The organism is Kitasatospora sp. NPDC036934, assembly GCF_055608425.1.
The window spans coordinates 298,040-314,762 of sequence record NZ_JBVJQR010000002.1; the positions used below are offsets into that span (position 1 = coordinate 298,040).

Genomic DNA, 16,723 nt, shown 5'->3' on the forward strand with positions numbered 1-16,723 from the left:
AGGGGAAGCCGCTGATGCTCCCGGACGAGCCGCGACCGTCCACGGACCGCGCCCTGGAGGCCGAGCCGCCCGGCTGCTACCGGCACCCGCGGACGACCACCGGGATCTCCTGCACCCGGTGCGAGCGGCCGATCTGTCCCCAGTGCATGGTGGCCGCCTCGGTGGGCTTCCAGTGCCCCGAGTGCGTCGGCGAGGGGCACGCCGGGGCGCGGCGGGCGACCACCCGGTTCGGCGGGGCACCGAGCCTGGACGGCGGGCTGGTGACCCGGGTGCTGGTCGGGATCAACCTGGTCGTCTGGGTGCTGGCCGCCTATGTGCTCGTCCCGCGCCTGGGCGAGGTCTGGGCCCTGGTGAGCGCCGGGCGGGCGCACGCCGGCGGCCCGTACGGGGTCGCGGACGGCCCGGGGCAGTGGTACCGGCTGCTGACCGCAACCTTCCTGCACCTCCAGTGGTGGCACATCGGGCTGAACATGCTGGTGCTGCTCTGGCTCGGCCCGCCGCTGGAGGAGGCGCTCGGCCGGTTGCGCTTCCTGGCCCTCTACCTGCTGGCCGGCCTGGGCGGGAGCACCTTCACCTTCCTGGTGGCCGGCGACTGGGTGAACTCGTTCGGCGCCTCGGGGGCGGTCTTCGGCCTGATCGGCGCCACGATCCTGATGCAGTTGCGGGACCGCGGCCCGCTGGCCCCGGCGGTGGCCTTCCTGGTCTTCAACCTGGTGGTCACCTTCTCCGGGGCGAGGGGCGGCCCGGGAGGCGTCGGGCCGAGCATCGACTGGCGGGCGCACATCGGCGGGCTGGTGATCGGCGTCCTGGTCGCTTTCGGCCTGATGTACGCCCCGCGCGAGCGCCGTGGCGTGGTCCAGGCGCTGACGCTGGTCGGGGCGCTGGCCCTGGAGGCGGGACTGCTGCTGGCCGGGATGGCCCTCTACGGTGCCTGACGACCCCGGACGTTTGTCCACAGCGGGTGCGGGGTTGTGCACAGGCTGTGCGCCGACCTGACTGTGGACTGTTGTTCTACGCGTGTCCTGCTGTGCGGTTCCCGCTCTTCGGGGAGGTTGTGCACAGCTGTGGACGGCCCGAGCCGGGAAAGTTATCCACAGGCCGGGGGGACTTATCCCCAGTGTGGATAACCATGTGGATAAGCCTGACGGTGTGATGGTCGTACTGTCTGATCGCGGGCGGCCGACTGTGCCGCGACCCGGATCCGGGCACGCCGAACCGCCGCTCCGGGACCCGCGATCCGGAGCGGCGGATGTGGCCCGAAATCGAGCCTCAGGACGCGGGTGGCGTCACTTCCACTGGGTGGAGACGCCGAACCCGGCCGCGATGAAGCCGAAGCCGACCAGGATGTTCCAGTTCCGCCAGCTCTCGACCGGGTAGCTGCCGCTCGTCACGTAGTACGTGACGATCCAGACCAGGCCGATGAGGAACAGTGCCAGCATCAGCGGCGCGACCCAACTACGGCCCGAGCTGATCTTCACCACGGCCGTGGTCGGCGGGGTGTAGTCGGACTTCTTGCGGAGTCGAGACTTCGGCACGAGGAGCTCTCCTGTCGATGCGCTGTGAGACCGCGCAGAGGTGCAGCGGGTTGAGAGCCGACGGACGGACGTGGAGAGCGCTCTGGGACCGCTCCCCCGGCTGCCACCGGCGTCCGTTAGCGTAGTGGCTCGGCGGGTCTCAAGGAGATAAGGGTACGGTGACTAATTTGTCGATTCCCCCCGGGAAGGCCGTTACCCGCCGCTCCGGCACCCGAATTGTCGGCCGTGCCCTGACCTGCGCCGTGTTCGCGCTCGCCGGTCTGCTCTTCTACGTCAGCGCCCAGACCGCCCGCGGCACCGACCTCCGGACCGACAACTCACTGCTGAGCCTCGGCGACGTGATCCGCCAGCGCAGCTCGCAGAACCAGCAGGCGCAGGCCCAGCTGGCGGACCTCCAGGCCCGCGCGCAGCAGCTCACCGAGCAGCAGGGCCACGACCCCGCCGACGCGGCCCAACTGGACGGTCTGCGGCTCGGCGCGGCCCTGGAGCCGCTGCAGGGCGGCGGACTGACCGTCACCCTCAACGACGCCCCGCCGAACGCCACCGCGCGCATCCCCGGCGTCCCCGAGCCCGGCGTCAACGACCTGGTCATCCACCAGCAGGACATCCAGGCCGTGGTCAACGCGCTGTGGCGGGGCGGCGCGGCGGGCGTACAGGTGATGGACCAGCGGCTGGTCTCCACCAGCGCCGTGCGCTGCGTCGGCAACACCCTGCTGCTCCAGGGCCGGGTCTACTCCCCGCCGTACGTGGTCAAGGCGGTGGGGAAGACGGACGCCCTGCGGTCGGCCGTCGACGCGGACCCGACGATCCGCAACTACCTGCAGTACGTCCAGGCGTACGGCCTGGGCTGGAAGGTCCAGGAGAGCGGGGACCTGACCCTGCCCGGATACTCCGGCACCACCGAACTGCGCTCGGCGGGCGGGCAGCAGTAGCGGCAAGGGCGGACCGGCCTCACGGCCGTTGATCCCGGGTCTACTCTTGACCCCAGTCCGCTACCTCGAGGGAGCACCATGTACGGCTGGATCTGGCGTCACCTGCCGGGGAACACCCTGGTCCGGGCCGTCATCTCGCTGCTCCTGATCCTGGGGATCGTCTACCTCCTCTTCACCTACGTCTTCCCGTGGGCGGAACCGCTGCTCCCCTTCGGCGACGTCACAGTGGACGGCGGCGACGGCGCCTCGGCCGGCTGACCGGCGGGCCCGGAACTTCCCCCCAGCACCGCATCCCACGGAGACCACGCGCGCATGACCACCCAGTCGACCCCGCCCCGCATCCTGGTCGTGGACAACTACGACAGCTTCGTCTTCAACCTGGTCCAGTACCTGTACCAGCTCGGTGCCACCTGCGAGGTGGTGCGCAACGACGAGGTGACCGTCGAGCACGCCGTCCGCCGGGCGGGGGAGGAGGGCTTCGACGGGGTGCTGCTCTCCCCCGGGCCCGGATCGCCCGAGGAGGCCGGGGTCTGCGTCGAGATGGTGCACCACTGCGCCGGGATCGGGCTGCCGGTGTTCGGCGTCTGCCTGGGCCTGCAGTCGATCGCGGTCGCCTACGGCGCGGTGGTCGGCCGGGCGCCGGAGCTGCTGCACGGCAAGACCTCGCCGGTCGAGCACGAGGACGGCGGGGTGTTCGAGGGCCTGCCCTCGCCGCTGACCGCGACCCGCTACCACTCGCTGGCCGTCGACCCGGCCACCGTGCCGGACGAGCTGGTGGTCACCGCCCGGACCGCGAGCGGCGTGATCATGGGCCTGCGACACCGTGAACTGCTCGTCGAGGGCGTGCAGTTCCACCCCGAGTCGGTACTGACGGAGGGCGGGCACCGGATGCTCGCCAACTGGCTGGCGGAGTGCGGCTTCCCGCAGGCCGTGGACCGGTCGGCCGGGCTCGCCCCGGTGATCGGCCGGGGCTGAGCGGCGTGACCGCGGTGCGCCCGGAGGGGCGTTACCAGCCGGAGGCCGGCCCGTACGGCGGCCCGCAGCCGTACGACGGCGTCCAGCAGCAGGGCGGCCCGCAGTACGCCACCCGGCAGCCCGCCGCCCAGCAGTACGGCGCTCCGCAGTACGGTGCCCCGCAGCCCGGCGGGCCGTACCCGCAGGAGCAGCCGGTCCAGGGGGCGCCCGAGGACGGCTGGGGCGTGTACGAGCAGGCCGAGCAGCCCGTCGAGGGCGGGCCCGAGTACCCGTGGCTCCCTGACCAGACCCTCCAGCTGCGGCTGCCCGCCGACGGCGGCGAGCCGCCCGCCGAGGCCGTCCCGGCCACCGGCGGCCGGGCCGAGCGCCGCCGGGCCGCCCAGGGCCGGACCTCGGTCCGTGCGGGCGGCGGCCGGCGCCGGGCGAAGGGTCGGGGCGCCGGTGGCGCCCGCCCGAAGGAGTCCGCCGTGGTGGTGGCCGCCCGCTTCGTCGGCGAGGCGTGCATCACCTTCGGCCTGGTGATGCTGCTGTTCGTCGCGTACCAGCTGTGGTGGACCAACGTGCAGGCCGACGCCGCCGCCAACAGCGCCCGGGACCAGCTGGAGCAGCAGTTCGACGCCCAGCCGCCCGGCGCGGGCCAGCCCGCCGCGGATCCGAACAAGCCGGAGGCGTTCGCCCCCGGCAAGGGCTTCGCCATCATCTACCTGCCCAAGCTGGGGCTGAAGTTCCCGATCGCCGAGGGCACCGACAAGGCGGCGGTGCTCGACAAGGGCCTGGTCGGCCACTACCCCGGCACCGGGATGCCGGGCGACCAGGCGGGCAACTTCGCGCTGGCCGCCCACCGCAACACCCACGGCGAGCCGTTCCGCTACATCAACGAGCTCGGCAAGGGCGACAAGATCGTCGTCGAGACCGCCGCCGGGTACTACACCTACGAGATCACCGGGGGCATCCCGCAGACCCCGCCCAGCAACGTGAGCGTGATCAAGCCGGTGCCGAACGGCTCCGGGTACACCGGCCCCGGCCGGTACATCACGCTGACCACCTGCACCCCCGAGTTCACCTCCAAGTACCGCCTCATCCTCTTTGGCAAGATGACCGAGGAGCGACCGCGCAGTCAGGGAAAGCCGGCCGCGATCGCGGGCGGGTAGCCGCCCGGAGGCCCGGTTTCGGAGGGGGAGCAGCGCAGATGCAGGACGACGGGACCGCGCGGTCGGCCGATCCGGAGGAGGAGGCCTTCCCCCCGCCCGAACGGGCGGTGCGGAAGGGCCGGAGCCGGGCGCTGGCCGCGCTCGGCGTCTTCGGCGAGCTGCTGATCACCCTGGGCCTGGTGCTCGGCCTGTTCGTGGCCTACTCGCTGTGGTGGACCAACGTGCAGGCGGACCGCTCCGCGGCGGACGCCTCGGACAAGCTGCGCGGCTCCTGGGCGGCCGGTCCGGCCCCCGGCCCCACGGGTGCCGCCGCCGGGCCGGGCGGAGCCGTCGCGCCGCCCGCGATCGGGGACGACGTGGGCTTCCTGCACGTCCCGGCGATGGGCCGGGACTTCCAGGTGCTGATCCGGATGGGTACCTCCACCGACGTCCTGGACGAGGGCGTGGCGGGCGTGTACGAGCAGCCCTACAAGGCCGCGATGCCGTGGGACCAGGAGGGCAACTTCGCGCTGGCCGCCCACCGGGACGGCCACGGCGCCAAGTTCCACGACCTGGACGCCGTCCACAGCGGCGCCGCGATCGTGGTCGAGACCAAGGACAAGTGGTACGTCTACAAGGTCGACAACACCCTGCCGGAGACGTCCAAGTACGACACCGGCATCGTCGCGCCCGTCCCGGTCGGCTCCGGTTACACCGCCCCCGGCCGCTACATCACCCTGACCACCTGCACGCCGGTGTACACCTCGCGGTACCGGATGGCCGTCTGGGGGAGCCTGGTGCGGGTGGACGGCATGGACGCCAAGCGGACCCCGCCGCCGGAGCTGCGCTGACCCGCAGCACCCCCGGTGGAAGGCCCGAGGGCCCGTCGCGATCACCGCGACGGGCCCTCGGGCCTTCCACCGTCCTTGCTCCCCGGCTCAGAACCAGGGGAAGAAGGGCTTAGTTGTTGCCCCCTTTGCCGGGGGGTGTGGTGTTGGAGTCGCCCCCTTTGGCCGGATCGGCCGGCCGGGTCATCAGCTGCACCTGGGTGTTCGGCTCCAGCTGGGTGCCGGCGCCGGGGATGCTCTGGACGACGATCGCGTTCGGGTCCTGCGGGCCGGCGACCACGGTGTACAGCAGGCCGACCTTGGACAGCGCGGCGATGGCGTCCGACAGCTTCTGGTTCTGCATCGGCGGGACCTGGGGCTTGTCCTGCGCCTTGAAGATCGTCAGCGAGATCTTCGTGTTGGCCGGGACCTTGGTGTTCGGCGCGACCGACTGCGAGGCGACGGTGTTGACCTTGGTCGGGTCGGTGGTCGGCGTGGTCTTCGAGGTGTCGACCTGGAAGCCGGCGGCCTGCAGGGTGTTCGTCGCGTCGTCCTTCTGGGCGCCGGTCACGCTCGGGACGCTCACCTTGGTCTTGCCCTGGGAGATCGTCAGCTTGACCGGGGCGCTGGGATCGGCGGGGGTGCCGGCCGCCGGGTCCTGGGCGAGGACGGTGTCCTGCGGGGCGGTGTCGTCGTCCTTGTAGTCGGGCGTGGAGACGTTGGTGAACCCGGCCGCCGTCAGGGCCTGCATCGCCTGGTCCTTGGTCTTGCCGGTCAGGGTCGGCATCTGGGTCTTGGCCGGACCGGACGAGACCTGGACGGTGATGCGGGCGTCCTCGGAGACCGAGGTGCCCGCCGTCGGGGTCTGGGTGCAGACCTGGTCCTTCTTGATGTTGGTGTCCGGGCAGGCGATCTTGTCGCCCTCGGTGACCACGAGCTTGGAGCCGGCCGCGGCCGCGGCGGTCTTGGCGTCCGCCAGGCTCTTGCCGACCAGGTTCGGTGCCGTGACCTTCGCGGCGTCCTTGGTGCCCTTGTCGCTGAACATCGCCTGGGCCACGAAGAAGGTGCCGACCAGGACCAGCACGGCGGCCACCGCCAGCACGATCCAGGAGGTGTTGCTCTTCTTCTGCCGGTCGTCGGCGCGTCGGCCGCCGCCCTGGCCGTAGCCGTCGTCGTAACCGTCGTGGCCGCCCGCGCCACCGGCGGAGGTCTGGCCGTAGCCGTCGTTCTGGTAGCCGGCGGCCTGCGGCAGCATGGTGGTCGGGCCGCCGGGCTGCTGCGGCAGCACGTTGGTCTGGCCGTACGGGTCGTGCTGCTGCGGGTAGCCGTTCTGGTCGTAGCCGTACCCGGCGGCGCCCATGCCGTAGGCGGCGGCCTGCTGGGCGGCGGCGACCGGGAGGCCGTCGAGGAAGCGCTCGATGTCGTCGCGCATCTCGTCGGCGCTCTGGTACCGGTAGTCGCGGTCCTTGGCGAGCGCCTTGAGCACGATCGCGTCGATCTCGGGCCGCACCTCGGGGTCGAAGACCGACGGCGGCTGCGGCTCCTCCCGGACGTGCTGGTAGGCGACCGCGACGGGGGAGTCGCCGACGAACGGCGGGCGGACGGTCAGCAGCTCGTAGAGCAGGCAGCCGGTGGAGTAGAGGTCGGAGCGGGCGTCGACCTGCTCGCCCTTGGCCTGCTCGGGGGAGAGGTACTGGGCGGTGCCGATCACGGCCGAGGTCTGGGTCATGGTCATCCCGGCGTCGCCCATCGCCCGGGCGATGCCGAAGTCCATGACCTTGACGTTGCCCTGCCGGGTCAGCATCACGTTGGCCGGCTTGATGTCGCGGTGCACGATGCCGGCCCGGTGCGAGTACTCCAGGGCCTGGAGGATGCCGATGGTCATCTCCAGCGCCCGCTCGGGCAGCAGCCGGCGGCCGGAGTGCAGCAGCTCGCGCAGGGTCGAACCCTCGACGTACTCCATCACGATGTACGGGATGGAGATCCCGTCGATGTAGTCCTCGCCGGTGTCGTACACGGCGACGATCGCGGGGTGGTTCAGGGACGCCGCCGACTGTGCCTCACGACGGAAGCGGGCCTGGAACGACGGATCCCGGGCCATGTCGGCCCGGAGCGTCTTCACTGCGACGGAACGGCCGAGCCGGGTGTCATGGCCGAGGTACACCTCGGCCATGCCGCCGCGTCCGAGGACGCCGCCGAGCTCGTACCTGCCGCCGAGGCGACGAGGCTCATCCATAGTTCCGACCCTCTCCCTCACCCGCCGGTGAGGTTGTGACGTAGGTGTCCCCGCACGCTCTGGGTGACGCCGCGCGGGCCGTGACCGGTTCTCCGGCCGGGCCGTGCGCCGTCTCGCGGGCGGCAACGGGCACACCCGCTGCTGGCGGATACGCTACCGGTCGCACCGCACCGGACCGGAGTCAGCCGTCGGCCGATATCAGACCGGTATCCGAACCGGGGTGCCGATCGTGACATTCACCTCACCCACGCCCCTTACTTGCCGAGCGCGGCCTGCATCACCGCCTTGGCGATCGGGGCCGCCAGGCGGCCGCCGCTGATGCCGTCGCGGTTCTGGGAACCGTCCTCGACCACCACCGCGACCGCGACCGACTGGCCGTCCGGGGTCTTGGCCCAGGAGGTGAACCAGGCGAACGGCAGACCGGCGTTGTCCTCGCCGTGCTGGGCGGTGCCGGTCTTGCCGCCGACCTGGAGGCCGGGGATCTTGGCGTTGGTACCGGTGCCGTTCTCGACCACCGAGACCATCAGGTCCTGCATCTTCTGCGCGGTGGCCGGGCTCATCGGCTGGGAGAACTGCTTCTCGGTGTGCTTGGAGATGGTGGTCAGCGAGGCCGAGCGCTCCTGGTCGACCAGGTACGGCTGCATCAGGCTGCCGTTGTTGGCGATCGCCGCGGAGACCATGGCCATCTGGAGCGGGGTGGCGCGGGTGTCGTGCTGGCCGATCGAGTCCTGGGCGGTGCCGTCCAGGCCGGGGCTGTCCGGGAAGATGCTCTTCTCGGAGCGGACGGGCGTGTCGATCGTGCTGTTGAAGCCGAACTTCTCGGCCTGCGCGCGCATCTTGTCCTTGCCGAGGTCCGCGCCCATCTTGGCGAAGACCGTGTTGCAGGACTGGTCCATCCCGGCCTTGACGGTGGCGTTCCCGCAGCGCTCGTTGGGGCTCTCGTTCCTCAGCTCGAACTTGGTGCCGGGCAGGATGTACGGGTCCGGGGTGTCCGTGACGTCGTCGATGCTCTGGTACTTGCCGTTCTCGAACGCGGCGGTGGCGGTGACCAGCTTGAAGGTCGAGCCGGGCGGATAGGTCTCCTTCAGCGCCCGGTTGAGCATCGGCTTGTTCGGGTCCGCGTTGAGGTCCGTCCAGGCCTTGGAGTCGGACGAGTCGCCGCCGGCGAAGCTGCCCGGGTCGTAGGACGGGGTGGAGACCAGCGCCAGGATCGCGCCGGTCTTCGGGTCGAGCGCGACCACCGCGCCCTTCTTGGAGCCGAGGCCGTCGAAGGCGGCCTTCTGCGCCTTGGCGTTGATGGTGGTGAGGACGTCGCCGCCGCGCTTCTGCTCGCCGGTCAGCATGTCCAGGGTGTTGCGGAAGAACAGCCGGTCGTCGGTGCCCGAGAGGATGCCGTCCTCCAGGTTCTCCAACTGGGTGGAGCCGTACGCCTGGGAGGAGTAGCCGGTCACCGGGGCGTACATCGGGCCGTCGACCCAGGAGCGCTTGTACTTGTAGCGCAGGCCGTTCACGAAGTCCGAGTTCGTCACCGGCTGGCCGCTGACGATGATGTTGCCGCGCGGGTGGGCGTAGCGGTCGTACAGCTGGCGCTTGTTGTTCTTGTTGGAGGCCCAGGAGTCGGCCTGGACGCCCTGCACCCAGTTGGTGCGGGCCATCAGGGCCAGGATCAGCACGAGGCAGAAGATCGAGACCCGTCGGATCGGCTTGTTCATCGGGCGGGTCCTCCCTGGCCCTCGGTGGCCGGGGCCGGTTCGACCCCGGGTCGGCGTGCGCTGTCGCTGATCTTCAGCAGGATCGCGACCAGCGCCCAGTTGGCGACCACGGACGAACCGCCCTGCGCGAGGAACGGCATGGTCATCCCGGTCAGCGGGATCAGCCCGGTGACCCCGCCGGCCACCACGAAGACCTGCAGCGCCATCGCCGACGAGAGCCCGACGGCGAACAGCTTGCCGAAGGGGTCGCGGGCGGCCAGCGCGGTGCGCAGGCCGCGCTGCACCAGCAGGGCGTACAGCAGGAAGATCGCCATCAGGCCGGTGAGCCCGAGCTCCTCGCCGAAGGAGCCCAGGATGAAGTCGCTCTTGGCGGCGAAGTTGATCAGCCAGGAACGGCCCTGGCCGAGGCCGGAGCCGGTCACCCCGCCGGAGCCCAGCGCCATCAGCGACTGGCCGATCTGCTCGGTCGCACCCTTGGGCGGGTTCGGCGAGAAGGCGGCCATCGGGTCCAGCCAGGCGTCGATCCGGACCTTGACGTGGCTGGTGGTGGTGGCGACCGCGACCGCGCCGCCGACCGACATCAGCAGGCCGAACAGGATCCAGCTGGTCCGCTCGGTGGCGACGTAGAGCATCACCACGAACAGGCCGAAGAACAGGAAGGACGTGCCGAGGTCGTTCTCGAAGACCAGGATCAGCAGGCTCAGCAGCCAGATCACGATGATCGGGCCGAGATCGCGGCCGCGCGGCAGGTAGAGGCCCATGAAGCGGCGGCTGGCCAGTGCCAGGGCGTCCCGCTTGACCATCAGGTAGCCGGCGAAGAACACGGTCAGGATGATCTTGGCGAACTCGCCGGGCTGGATCGAGAAGCCGCCCAGCCGGATCCAGATCTTCGCGCCGAAGTCCTCCGCCCGGGCCGGGAAGAAGGCTGGCGCGGCGAGCAGCACCAGCGCCACCACCATCGAGATGTAGGTGTAGCGCTGGAGCACCCGGTGGTCCTTCAGGAAGACCATCACCCCGATGAACAGGGTGACCCCGAGAGCGGACCAGACCAGCTGGTTGCGGGCCGCCGGGAAGTTGCCGCTGAGCAGGTGCCCCGCCTTGTCCAGCCGCCAGATCATCACCACGCCCAGCCCGTTCAGCAGGGTGGCGATCGGCAGCATCAGCGGGTCCGCGTACGGCGCGAAGCGGCGCACCAGCAGGTGCGCGACCAGCGCCAGCGCGCCCATGCCCAGGCCGTAGCCGAGCATCCCGGCCGGGATCCGGCCGTCCATCGCCAGGCCCACGTTGGCGTACGCCAGGATCGGCAGCAGGACCGCGAAGACCAGTAGGGCCAGCTCGGTGTTGCGCCGGTTCGGTGCGCCCTGGAGCGAGATGGTGGTGTTGCCGCGCCGCCGCGGCATGACGCGCTCGGCCGACGCCCGGCGGCGACCGCCGGCGCGGCCGGTGTCGCCGCTCAGGTTGTAGCTGCTCACGTGGTGACCGCTCCCTGACGGCCGGCCGGCCCGCTCCGGGCGGGCCTATGTCGGATCACGGACGTCACGGTTTCGGGCAGGACTCGGCCCGGCTGCGCTCGTCGTCACTCAGCGGGGGCTGGGCCTGCTCGGTCGGGGCGGCCGCCGGCGGGGTGGCGTTCTGGGGCGGGGCGGAGGTGGCCGGGGCGGTCGGGGTCGGCGAGGCGGTCGGCGCCGCCGAGGCCGGGTTGCGGGGCTTCTCCCGCTCGCCCGGGGTGGTCGGGGTGGCGGCCACGAACGAGGCCTTGGCGGCCTGGGTGCCCTGCGGGGCGGCGCCGTTCCCGGTGGGGACGGTGGCGGCCTTCTGGCACAGCTTGGCCCAGTCCACCAGGCCGGTCATGGTCTTCTCGGCGTCCTGCAGGCTGCCGACCGAGATGGTCCGGTTCACCTGGGCGCGCTGGTCCTGGGGCAGCCACTTCAGCGGGGCGTCGCTGTGCGACTCGTGCACCGAGGACAGGCTCAGCCCGGCCAGGTTCTGGTTGACGCCCTGGTAGATGGCGACGTGGTCGCCGTCCTCGCCGATGTAGTACTGGTCCTGGGTCCACTGGTAGCCGAAGTACCCGGCGCCGCCGAGCAGGCCGAGGGTGACCAGGACGGCCAGCGAGACGGTCAGGCCCCGGCGCTTGCGCTTCGGGGGCTGCTCCCCGTCGAACTCCTCGGCGCCGTACACCGAGGGCTCGGCGGGGTAGCCGTAGCCGCCCTCGCCCTCGCCCTCGTAGCCCTCGGCGGGGCCGAAGCCGCCCTGGGCGGCGCCGTAGCCGCCCTCGTAGCCCTCCGCCGGGCCGAAGGTGCCCTGCGGGCCGCGGCCCAGCCCGGCGGCGCGGCCGGCCGGGGTGTCCGCGATCGAGTGGTCGGCGGCGGCCGAGGACGGCGGGGTCTCGGCGACCGCGCCGACCACCACCGGGACGTCGTTGAACTGGCCGCTGGCGGTGTCCGTGGCGCCGACGTCGATGACGTCCGCCACGATGCAGGTGATGTTGTCCGGACCGCCGCCGCGCAGGGCGAGCTGGATCAGCTCCTGCACGGTCTGCTCGGGCGAGTAGTAGCTGCCCAGGGTGTCCTGGAGGGTCTGGTGGCTGACCGGGCCGGAGAGGCCGTCGGAGCAGATCAGGTAGCGGTCGCCGGCGCGGACCTCGCGGATCGACAGGTCGGGCTCGACCTGGCCGCGGCCGTCCAGGGCCCGCATCAGCAGCGAGCGCTGGGGGTGGGTCTCGGCCTCCTCGGGCGTGATCCGGCCCTCGTCGACCAGGCGCTGCACCCAGGTGTGGTCCTGGGTGATCTGCACCAGCGAGCCGTCGCGCAGCAGGTAGGCGCGGGAGTCGCCGACGTGCACCAGGCCCATCCGCTGGCCGGTCCAGAGCATGGCCGTCAGGGTGCAGCCCATGCCCTCCAGCTGCGGGTCCTCCTCGACCATCTGCCGGAGCCGGTCGTTGGCGCCCTGGACGGCGTCGCCCAGCAGGGTCAGCAGGTCGGCGCCCGGCACGTCCTCGTCCAACCGGACGATCGAGCCGAGCACCTCGGAGGACGCGACCTCGCCGGCCGCGGCGCCGCCCATGCCGTCGGCCACGGCCAGCAGCCGCGGCCCGGCGTAGCCGGAGTCCTCGTTCCCCTCCCGGATCAGTCCCTTGTGGGAGCCGGCGGCGAAGCGCAGCACCAGGGTCATGCGACCTGTGCCCCCCTCTGGGTCATGGACGGGATGCTGTCCCTCATGCGCTACTACTTCCGCAGTTCGATGACGGTCCTGCCGATACGGATCGGCGTGCCCGGCTGGAGCGGAGTGGGCGCGGTCAGGCGCTGCCGGTCCAGATAGGTGCCGTTGGTGGAGCCTAGATCCTCGACCGTCCACTGCCCAGTCTGATCCGGATAGATCCTGGCATGCCGGGAGGACGCGTAGTCGTCGTCCAGCACGATGGTCGAGTCGTGCGCGCGGCCGAGCGTGATGGTCTGGCCCTGCAGCGCGACCGTGGTCCCGGCCAGCGAGCCCTGGACGACCACGAGCTGGGTCGGGCCGCCGCGGCGGCGACCGCCGCCCTGGGTCTGGCCCGCTCCGGCGTTGCCGGGGGCGGGTGCCGCGGGACGTCCGGGTGCCGTGGCGGTCGCCGCCGCGGCACCGCCGGACGCGGCGCCGGCGTTGGCACCGCGACGGGAGCTGCGGGGGTTCACCTTGGTACCGAACAGGTCGCTGCGGATCACCTGGATCGCGACGATGACGAACAGCCACAACACGGCCAGGAAGCCCAGCCGCATGACCGTGAGGGTCAGCTCTGACATGACCGTCCCGCCAGTCGGTGAGCGAGGCGCGCGAACAACTCGGACACTACCCTTCGACCTGCCGGTAGACGATGGTGGTGGAGCCCACGACGATTCGGGAGCCGTCGCGGAGCGTAGCGCGCTGGGTGTGCTGTCCGTCCACCACGATGCCGTTGGTGGAACCCAGGTCGAGGACCATCGCAGGGGTGCCGGGGCGGATCTCGGCGTGCTTGCGGGAGACCCCGGGGTCGTCGATCCGCACGTCCGCCTCGGTGGAGCGCCCGAGCACGCAGGCCGCGCCGGTGATCTGGTGGCGGGAGCCGTTCACCTCGATCCAGCGGCGGACCGAGGCGCCGTGGCCGGCGCCCGGGAGGTTCCGGACGTTGCCGCCGACCGGCGGGCCAGGGGGCATCGCGGGGGGTGCGGGTGGCGGCGGGGGCGCGCCGTACTGCCCGGCGCCGCCCTGCTGCCACGGTGCGCCGGGGGCCGGTGCGGCCGGCTGGCGGTCGTAGCCGGGCTGCTGCGGGGCGTACTGCTGGGGCTCCTCGGCCGCCAGGGTGCGGCTGCGCACCCGGTACAGGCCGGTGTCCAGGTCGTCGGCCTTCTCCAGGTTCACCTGGAGCGGGCCCATGAAGGTGTACCGCTGGGCCTCGGCGTACTCGCGGACCATGCCGGCCAGCTCGGTGCCGAGCTGCCCCGAGTAGGGGCTGAGCCGCTCGTGGTCGTGCGGGCTGAGCTCGACGATGAAGTCGTTCGGCACGACGGTGCGGTCGCGGTTCCAGATGCTCGCGTTGTTGTCGCACTCGCGCTGCAGAGCGCCGGCGATCTCCACGGGCTGGACCTCGGACTTGAACACCTTGGCGAAGGTGCCGTTGACGAGACCCTCCAGCCGCTGCTCGAACTTCTTCATCATCCCCATGGGGCACCCCCTTCCAGGGTTCGTTCGCCTGCCTGCCGACCTGCCTCCTCCGAGGAGTGGTCCTCCGGGGAGTCGGTCGTGCCTACTTGCGGTACTTCCGTACTGATCGTATCCACGCCGGGCCCTTCCGTACGGTTCCCGGACCGCGTGGTGCCGGGGGGTGGGCTCGGACACACAGGGTGACGCATTTCGGGTGCGGCACGCCAGGTGTGCCCGTCGGAGCCGTCCGCCGCCCTTCGCTCGTGCGTTCGTCGCCCGCCTGTTCGGAGGTGGTCGGTCCCCCCGGGAAACGGATTCGGAGCCGCCCCCCAGGTCGTGCTACTGTTTTCCACGTCGGAAGGGCCGCCCGGAAGGGAGCCGGACCGGGGAAGCGCGAAGGGCCACATGGTACCGAGCGGATCCGCGGAACGGACGGCAGTGAAGACAACACCCATGCGCGGGTGGCGGAATAGGCAGACGCGCTGGATTCAGGTTCCAGTGCCCGAAAGGGCGTGGGGGTTCAACTCCCCCCTCGCGCACAGCGAAGCCCCCCAGATCTTCGGATCTGGGGGGCTTTCTCGTTGCCCCGGACCCGCTCCGGACCCCGCTCCGGCCCGGCCGGGCCGGGTCAGGAACGGGAGGCGGGGAGTTCGGCGCGGACCTCGAAGCCGCCGTCCTGGGTGGGGCCGGCGGTCAGGGTGCCGCCCAGCAGCTGGGCGCGCTCGCGCAGGCCGACCAGGCCGTGGCCGCCGCCCGGCAGGGTCTCGGCCGGGTGGACCGGGGGCGCCTCGTTGCGGACCTCGACCCGCAGCCGGCGGCCCTTCGCCCGGACCTTCACGTGCACCGTCGCCGCCGGGGCGTACTTGGTGATGTTGGTGAGCGCCTCCTGGACGGTGCGGTAGGCGGCCCGTTCGACCGCCTCCGGCCACGGACGGTCACCGGGGTTGAGTTCGGTGTCGGCCGACAGTCCGCTCTCCTCGATCAGCCGGGGCAGGTCGGCCAGCCGGGGCTGCGGGGCGAGCGGGGCGTCCGGGAGCGGGCGGCCGGTGCCGCGCAGCACCCCGACCATCTGCCGCAGCTCCTCCAGGGTCCGGACGGACAGTTCGCGGATGGTGCGGGCGACCGTCGCGGCGGCCGGGTCGGCGGTGCTCACCTGGAGCGCCCCGGCCTGGATGCTGATCAGGCTGACCTGGTGCGAGACCACGTCGTGCATCTCCCGGGCCAGCCGGCCTCGCTCGCTGATCAGCACCCGTTCGGCGAGCAGCCGGCTCTCCCGCTCCTGGCCGCGGGTCAGCTCGTCCAGCCGGGCGGCCAGCTCCCGCCGGGTGCGGGAGAGCAGGCCGGTGGCGGCTGGGCCGGCGGACAGCATCACGGCCTGGATGGCGTCCAGGGCGGTGCTCCGGCTGAGATCGATGATCGGGGTCGGCAACGGCCAGTGGAAGAAGGAGACGAGGGTGAACAGGGTCGCGCAGGGGACCAGCACCCGGGGGCCGGGGCGCTCGGTGGCCACCGTGTAGACGGCGGTGATCGGGGCCAGCCAAATCTGCTCGACCCAGGAGCCGGGCATGGTGAGCAGCAGCACCGTCACCGGGAAGCGGCGGCGCCAGAGCAGCGCGACGGCGGCCAGCGTGGAGAGCGCCATCTGCCACCAGGTGGCGTCCCGGGCCACCAGCGCGGCGTCCAGCAGGGAGTAGAGGACGGGCAGCAGCAGCATCAGCCAGGGGGCGGTGCACCAGGCCGGCAGCCGTCGGGACGGCAACTGGTCGGCGGTCGTCATGCCCCGTCGCCGGGCTTGGGCCGCACCAGGCCGGCCCGGTGGGCGAGCACGGCGGCCTGCACCCGGTTGGCGGCGCCGAGCTTGCCGAGGATCGCGCTGATGTGGTCCTTGACCGTGCCGGTGCCCAGGAAGAGCCGGTCGGCGATCTCGGCGTTGGACAGGCCCTCGCCGAGCAGCGCGAGCACGTCCAGCTCCCGGCCGGTCAGGGTGCGGGCCAGCGCGGTGGCCTCGGCGTCCGGGCCGCCGCCGTCCACGTAGCCGCCGATGACGGTGCGGGTGACGGTCGGGGAGAGGATGTTGCCGCCCGCCGCGAGCACCCGGACGGCGTGCACCAGCTGCTCGGGGGCGGTGTCCTTGAGCAGGAAACCGGTCGCTCCGGCCCGCAGCGCGGTGCCGATGTACTCGTCGGTGTCGAAAGTGGTGAGCATCGCCACGGCCGGCGGATCCGGCAGGGCGCGCAGGCGGCGCAGCACCGAGATGCCGTCGAGGTCGGGCATCCGGATGTCGAGCAGCACCACGTGCGGGCGCAGGCGCTGGACGTGCTCCTCGGCCTGTCCGCCGGAGCAGTCGCCGACCACCTCCAGGTCTGGGGCGGAACCGACGATCAGGCCTAGGCCCGAACGGACCAGGATCTCGTCGTCGACGATCAGCACGCGAGTGGTGGTGATGGGTGCCTCCTCGGTTCGGGCGGCCGGGTTCGGTCGGTCCGCGGGGGTCGCTTTGAGAGTAGGGGCAGGGAGGGCGGGCCGCCGAACCCATGACGGGTACGAACCCCCGCCGTTCGGCGGGGGTGTGAATCCGCTACCCGGTTCACGCAATTCTCAGGAATGGTGCGGAACCATGGAGTTGGCTGCCCTTTTCCGGCCTGCCGCTCGCTGCGGGCGGCCGGTGGGCGGGGGTGGCCGGTCAGTCCGTCGGACCGTGCGGGCGTCCGGCGCCG

At 71.9% G+C, this 16,723-nt stretch carries 15 protein-coding genes and 1 tRNA gene; 7 read left to right on the forward strand and 9 right to left on the reverse strand.

Going from position 1 to position 16,723, the window contains the following annotated elements:
• Positions 1–14: 14 nt before the first annotated feature.
• Positions 15–935, forward strand: a complete 921-nt coding sequence (locus tag ACZ7BZ_RS04105) for a rhomboid family intramembrane serine protease (RefSeq protein WP_470356996.1) — start codon at positions 15–17, stop codon at positions 933–935.
• A 351-nt stretch (positions 936–1,286) separates the two neighbouring features.
• Here ACZ7BZ_RS04105 and crgA read toward each other — a convergent pair whose 3' ends face one another.
• Positions 1,287–1,535, reverse strand: a complete 249-nt coding sequence (gene crgA / locus ACZ7BZ_RS04110; protein WP_188303014.1) for a cell division protein CrgA — start codon at positions 1,533–1,535, stop codon at positions 1,287–1,289.
• 173 nt (positions 1,536–1,708) lie between these two features.
• On the opposite strand from crgA, the gene ACZ7BZ_RS04115 reads away from it, so the two are divergent.
• The 5 genes from ACZ7BZ_RS04115 to ACZ7BZ_RS04135 all read left to right on the forward strand — a co-directional run bounded on the left by ACZ7BZ_RS04115 (position 1,709) and on the right by ACZ7BZ_RS04135 (position 5,423).
• Entirely contained in the window at positions 1,709–2,467 is a 759-nt protein-coding gene (locus ACZ7BZ_RS04115; protein ID WP_470357169.1) for a DUF881 domain-containing protein, read from the forward strand.
• Between the two features lie 78 nt (positions 2,468–2,545).
• Entirely contained in the window at positions 2,546–2,725 is a 180-nt protein-coding gene (locus ACZ7BZ_RS04120; RefSeq protein WP_030278236.1) for a hypothetical protein, read from the forward strand.
• Between the two features lie 54 nt (positions 2,726–2,779).
• A complete protein-coding gene (locus ACZ7BZ_RS04125; protein WP_380461668.1) occupies positions 2,780–3,442 on the forward strand; it encodes an aminodeoxychorismate/anthranilate synthase component II in 663 nt (220 codons plus the stop codon).
• Positions 3,443–3,447: 5 nt separating this feature from the next.
• Positions 3,448–4,593 (forward strand): class E sortase, encoded by a 1,146-nt coding sequence (locus ACZ7BZ_RS04130; RefSeq protein ID WP_470356997.1) that lies wholly within the window; start codon positions 3,448–3,450, stop codon positions 4,591–4,593.
• A 38-nt stretch (positions 4,594–4,631) separates the two neighbouring features.
• Positions 4,632–5,423, forward strand: coding sequence for a class E sortase (locus ACZ7BZ_RS04135; protein ID WP_470356998.1), 792 nt, complete (start codon positions 4,632–4,634; stop codon positions 5,421–5,423).
• Between the two features lie 109 nt (positions 5,424–5,532).
• Here the strand turns inward: ACZ7BZ_RS04135 and pknB are convergent, their stop codons facing one another.
• The 6 genes from pknB to ACZ7BZ_RS04165 form a co-directional block, all read right to left on the reverse strand.
• Complete coding sequence (pknB, locus tag ACZ7BZ_RS04140) at positions 5,533–7,635, reverse strand: Stk1 family PASTA domain-containing Ser/Thr kinase (protein WP_470356999.1); 2,103 nt, start codon at positions 7,633–7,635, stop codon at positions 5,533–5,535.
• A gap of 254 nt (positions 7,636–7,889) precedes the next feature.
• A complete protein-coding gene (locus ACZ7BZ_RS04145) occupies positions 7,890–9,347 on the reverse strand; it encodes a peptidoglycan D,D-transpeptidase FtsI family protein (protein WP_470357000.1) in 1,458 nt (485 codons plus the stop codon).
• On the reverse strand, positions 9,344–10,747 hold the full coding sequence (locus ACZ7BZ_RS04150; RefSeq protein ID WP_380462268.1) for an FtsW/RodA/SpoVE family cell cycle protein: 1,404 nt from the start codon (positions 10,745–10,747) through the stop codon (positions 9,344–9,346). The genes ACZ7BZ_RS04145 and ACZ7BZ_RS04150 overlap by 4 nt, the downstream gene beginning before the upstream one ends.
• Before the next feature lie 136 nt (positions 10,748–10,883).
• Positions 10,884–12,521 carry a PP2C family protein-serine/threonine phosphatase gene (locus tag ACZ7BZ_RS04155; protein ID WP_470357001.1) on the reverse strand — a complete coding sequence of 546 codons (1,638 nt, stop codon included), beginning with the start codon at positions 12,519–12,521 and terminating at the stop codon, positions 10,884–10,886.
• 53 nt (positions 12,522–12,574) lie between these two features.
• Positions 12,575–13,129, reverse strand: coding sequence for an FHA domain-containing protein FhaB/FipA (locus ACZ7BZ_RS04160; protein ID WP_470357002.1), 555 nt, complete (start codon positions 13,127–13,129; stop codon positions 12,575–12,577).
• Between the two features lie 46 nt (positions 13,130–13,175).
• Entirely contained in the window at positions 13,176–14,027 is an 852-nt protein-coding gene (locus ACZ7BZ_RS04165; protein WP_470357003.1) for an FhaA domain-containing protein, read from the reverse strand.
• Positions 14,028–14,461: 434 nt separating this feature from the next.
• Here ACZ7BZ_RS04165 and ACZ7BZ_RS04170 point away from each other — a divergent pair.
• A tRNA-Leu gene (locus ACZ7BZ_RS04170) sits at positions 14,462–14,545 on the forward strand.
• 89 nt (positions 14,546–14,634) lie between these two features.
• Here ACZ7BZ_RS04170 and ACZ7BZ_RS04175 read toward each other — a convergent pair.
• Both ACZ7BZ_RS04175 and ACZ7BZ_RS04180 read right to left on the reverse strand, forming a co-directional pair.
• Entirely contained in the window at positions 14,635–15,783 is a 1,149-nt protein-coding gene (locus ACZ7BZ_RS04175; RefSeq protein WP_470357004.1) for a sensor histidine kinase, read from the reverse strand.
• Entirely contained in the window at positions 15,780–16,430 is a 651-nt protein-coding gene (locus ACZ7BZ_RS04180; RefSeq protein WP_229928260.1) for a response regulator, read from the reverse strand. Before ACZ7BZ_RS04180 ends, ACZ7BZ_RS04175 begins: the two co-directional genes overlap by 4 nt.
• Positions 16,431–16,723: the final 293 nt, after the last annotated feature.

Bases quoted from the DNA above. Each gene is read 5' to 3' on its own strand.
- ACZ7BZ_RS04105 (WP_470356996.1), top strand. From the start codon at position 15: ATGCTCCCGGACGAGCCGCGACCGTCCACGGACCGCGCCCTGGAGGCC.
- ACZ7BZ_RS04120 (WP_030278236.1), top strand. From the start codon at position 2,546: ATGTACGGCTGGATCTGGCGTCACCTGCCGGGGAACACCCTGGTCCGG.
- ACZ7BZ_RS04125 (WP_380461668.1), top strand. From the start codon at position 2,780: ATGACCACCCAGTCGACCCCGCCCCGCATCCTGGTCGTGGACAACTAC.
- ACZ7BZ_RS04135 (WP_470356998.1), top strand. From the start codon at position 4,632: ATGCAGGACGACGGGACCGCGCGGTCGGCCGATCCGGAGGAGGAGGCC.
- pknB (WP_470356999.1), bottom strand. From the start codon at position 7,635: ATGGATGAGCCTCGTCGCCTCGGCGGCAGGTACGAGCTCGGCGGCGTC.
- ACZ7BZ_RS04145 (WP_470357000.1), bottom strand. From the start codon at position 9,347: ATGAACAAGCCGATCCGACGGGTCTCGATCTTCTGCCTCGTGCTGATC.
- ACZ7BZ_RS04150 (WP_380462268.1), bottom strand. From the start codon at position 10,747: ATGCCGCGGCGGCGCGGCAACACCACCATCTCGCTCCAGGGCGCACCG.
- ACZ7BZ_RS04155 (WP_470357001.1), bottom strand. From the start codon at position 12,521: ATGACCCTGGTGCTGCGCTTCGCCGCCGGCTCCCACAAGGGACTGATC.
- ACZ7BZ_RS04160 (WP_470357002.1), bottom strand. From the start codon at position 13,129: ATGTCAGAGCTGACCCTCACGGTCATGCGGCTGGGCTTCCTGGCCGTG.
- ACZ7BZ_RS04165 (WP_470357003.1), bottom strand. From the start codon at position 14,027: ATGGGGATGATGAAGAAGTTCGAGCAGCGGCTGGAGGGTCTCGTCAAC.
- ACZ7BZ_RS04175 (WP_470357004.1), bottom strand. From the start codon at position 15,783: ATGACGACCGCCGACCAGTTGCCGTCCCGACGGCTGCCGGCCTGGTGC.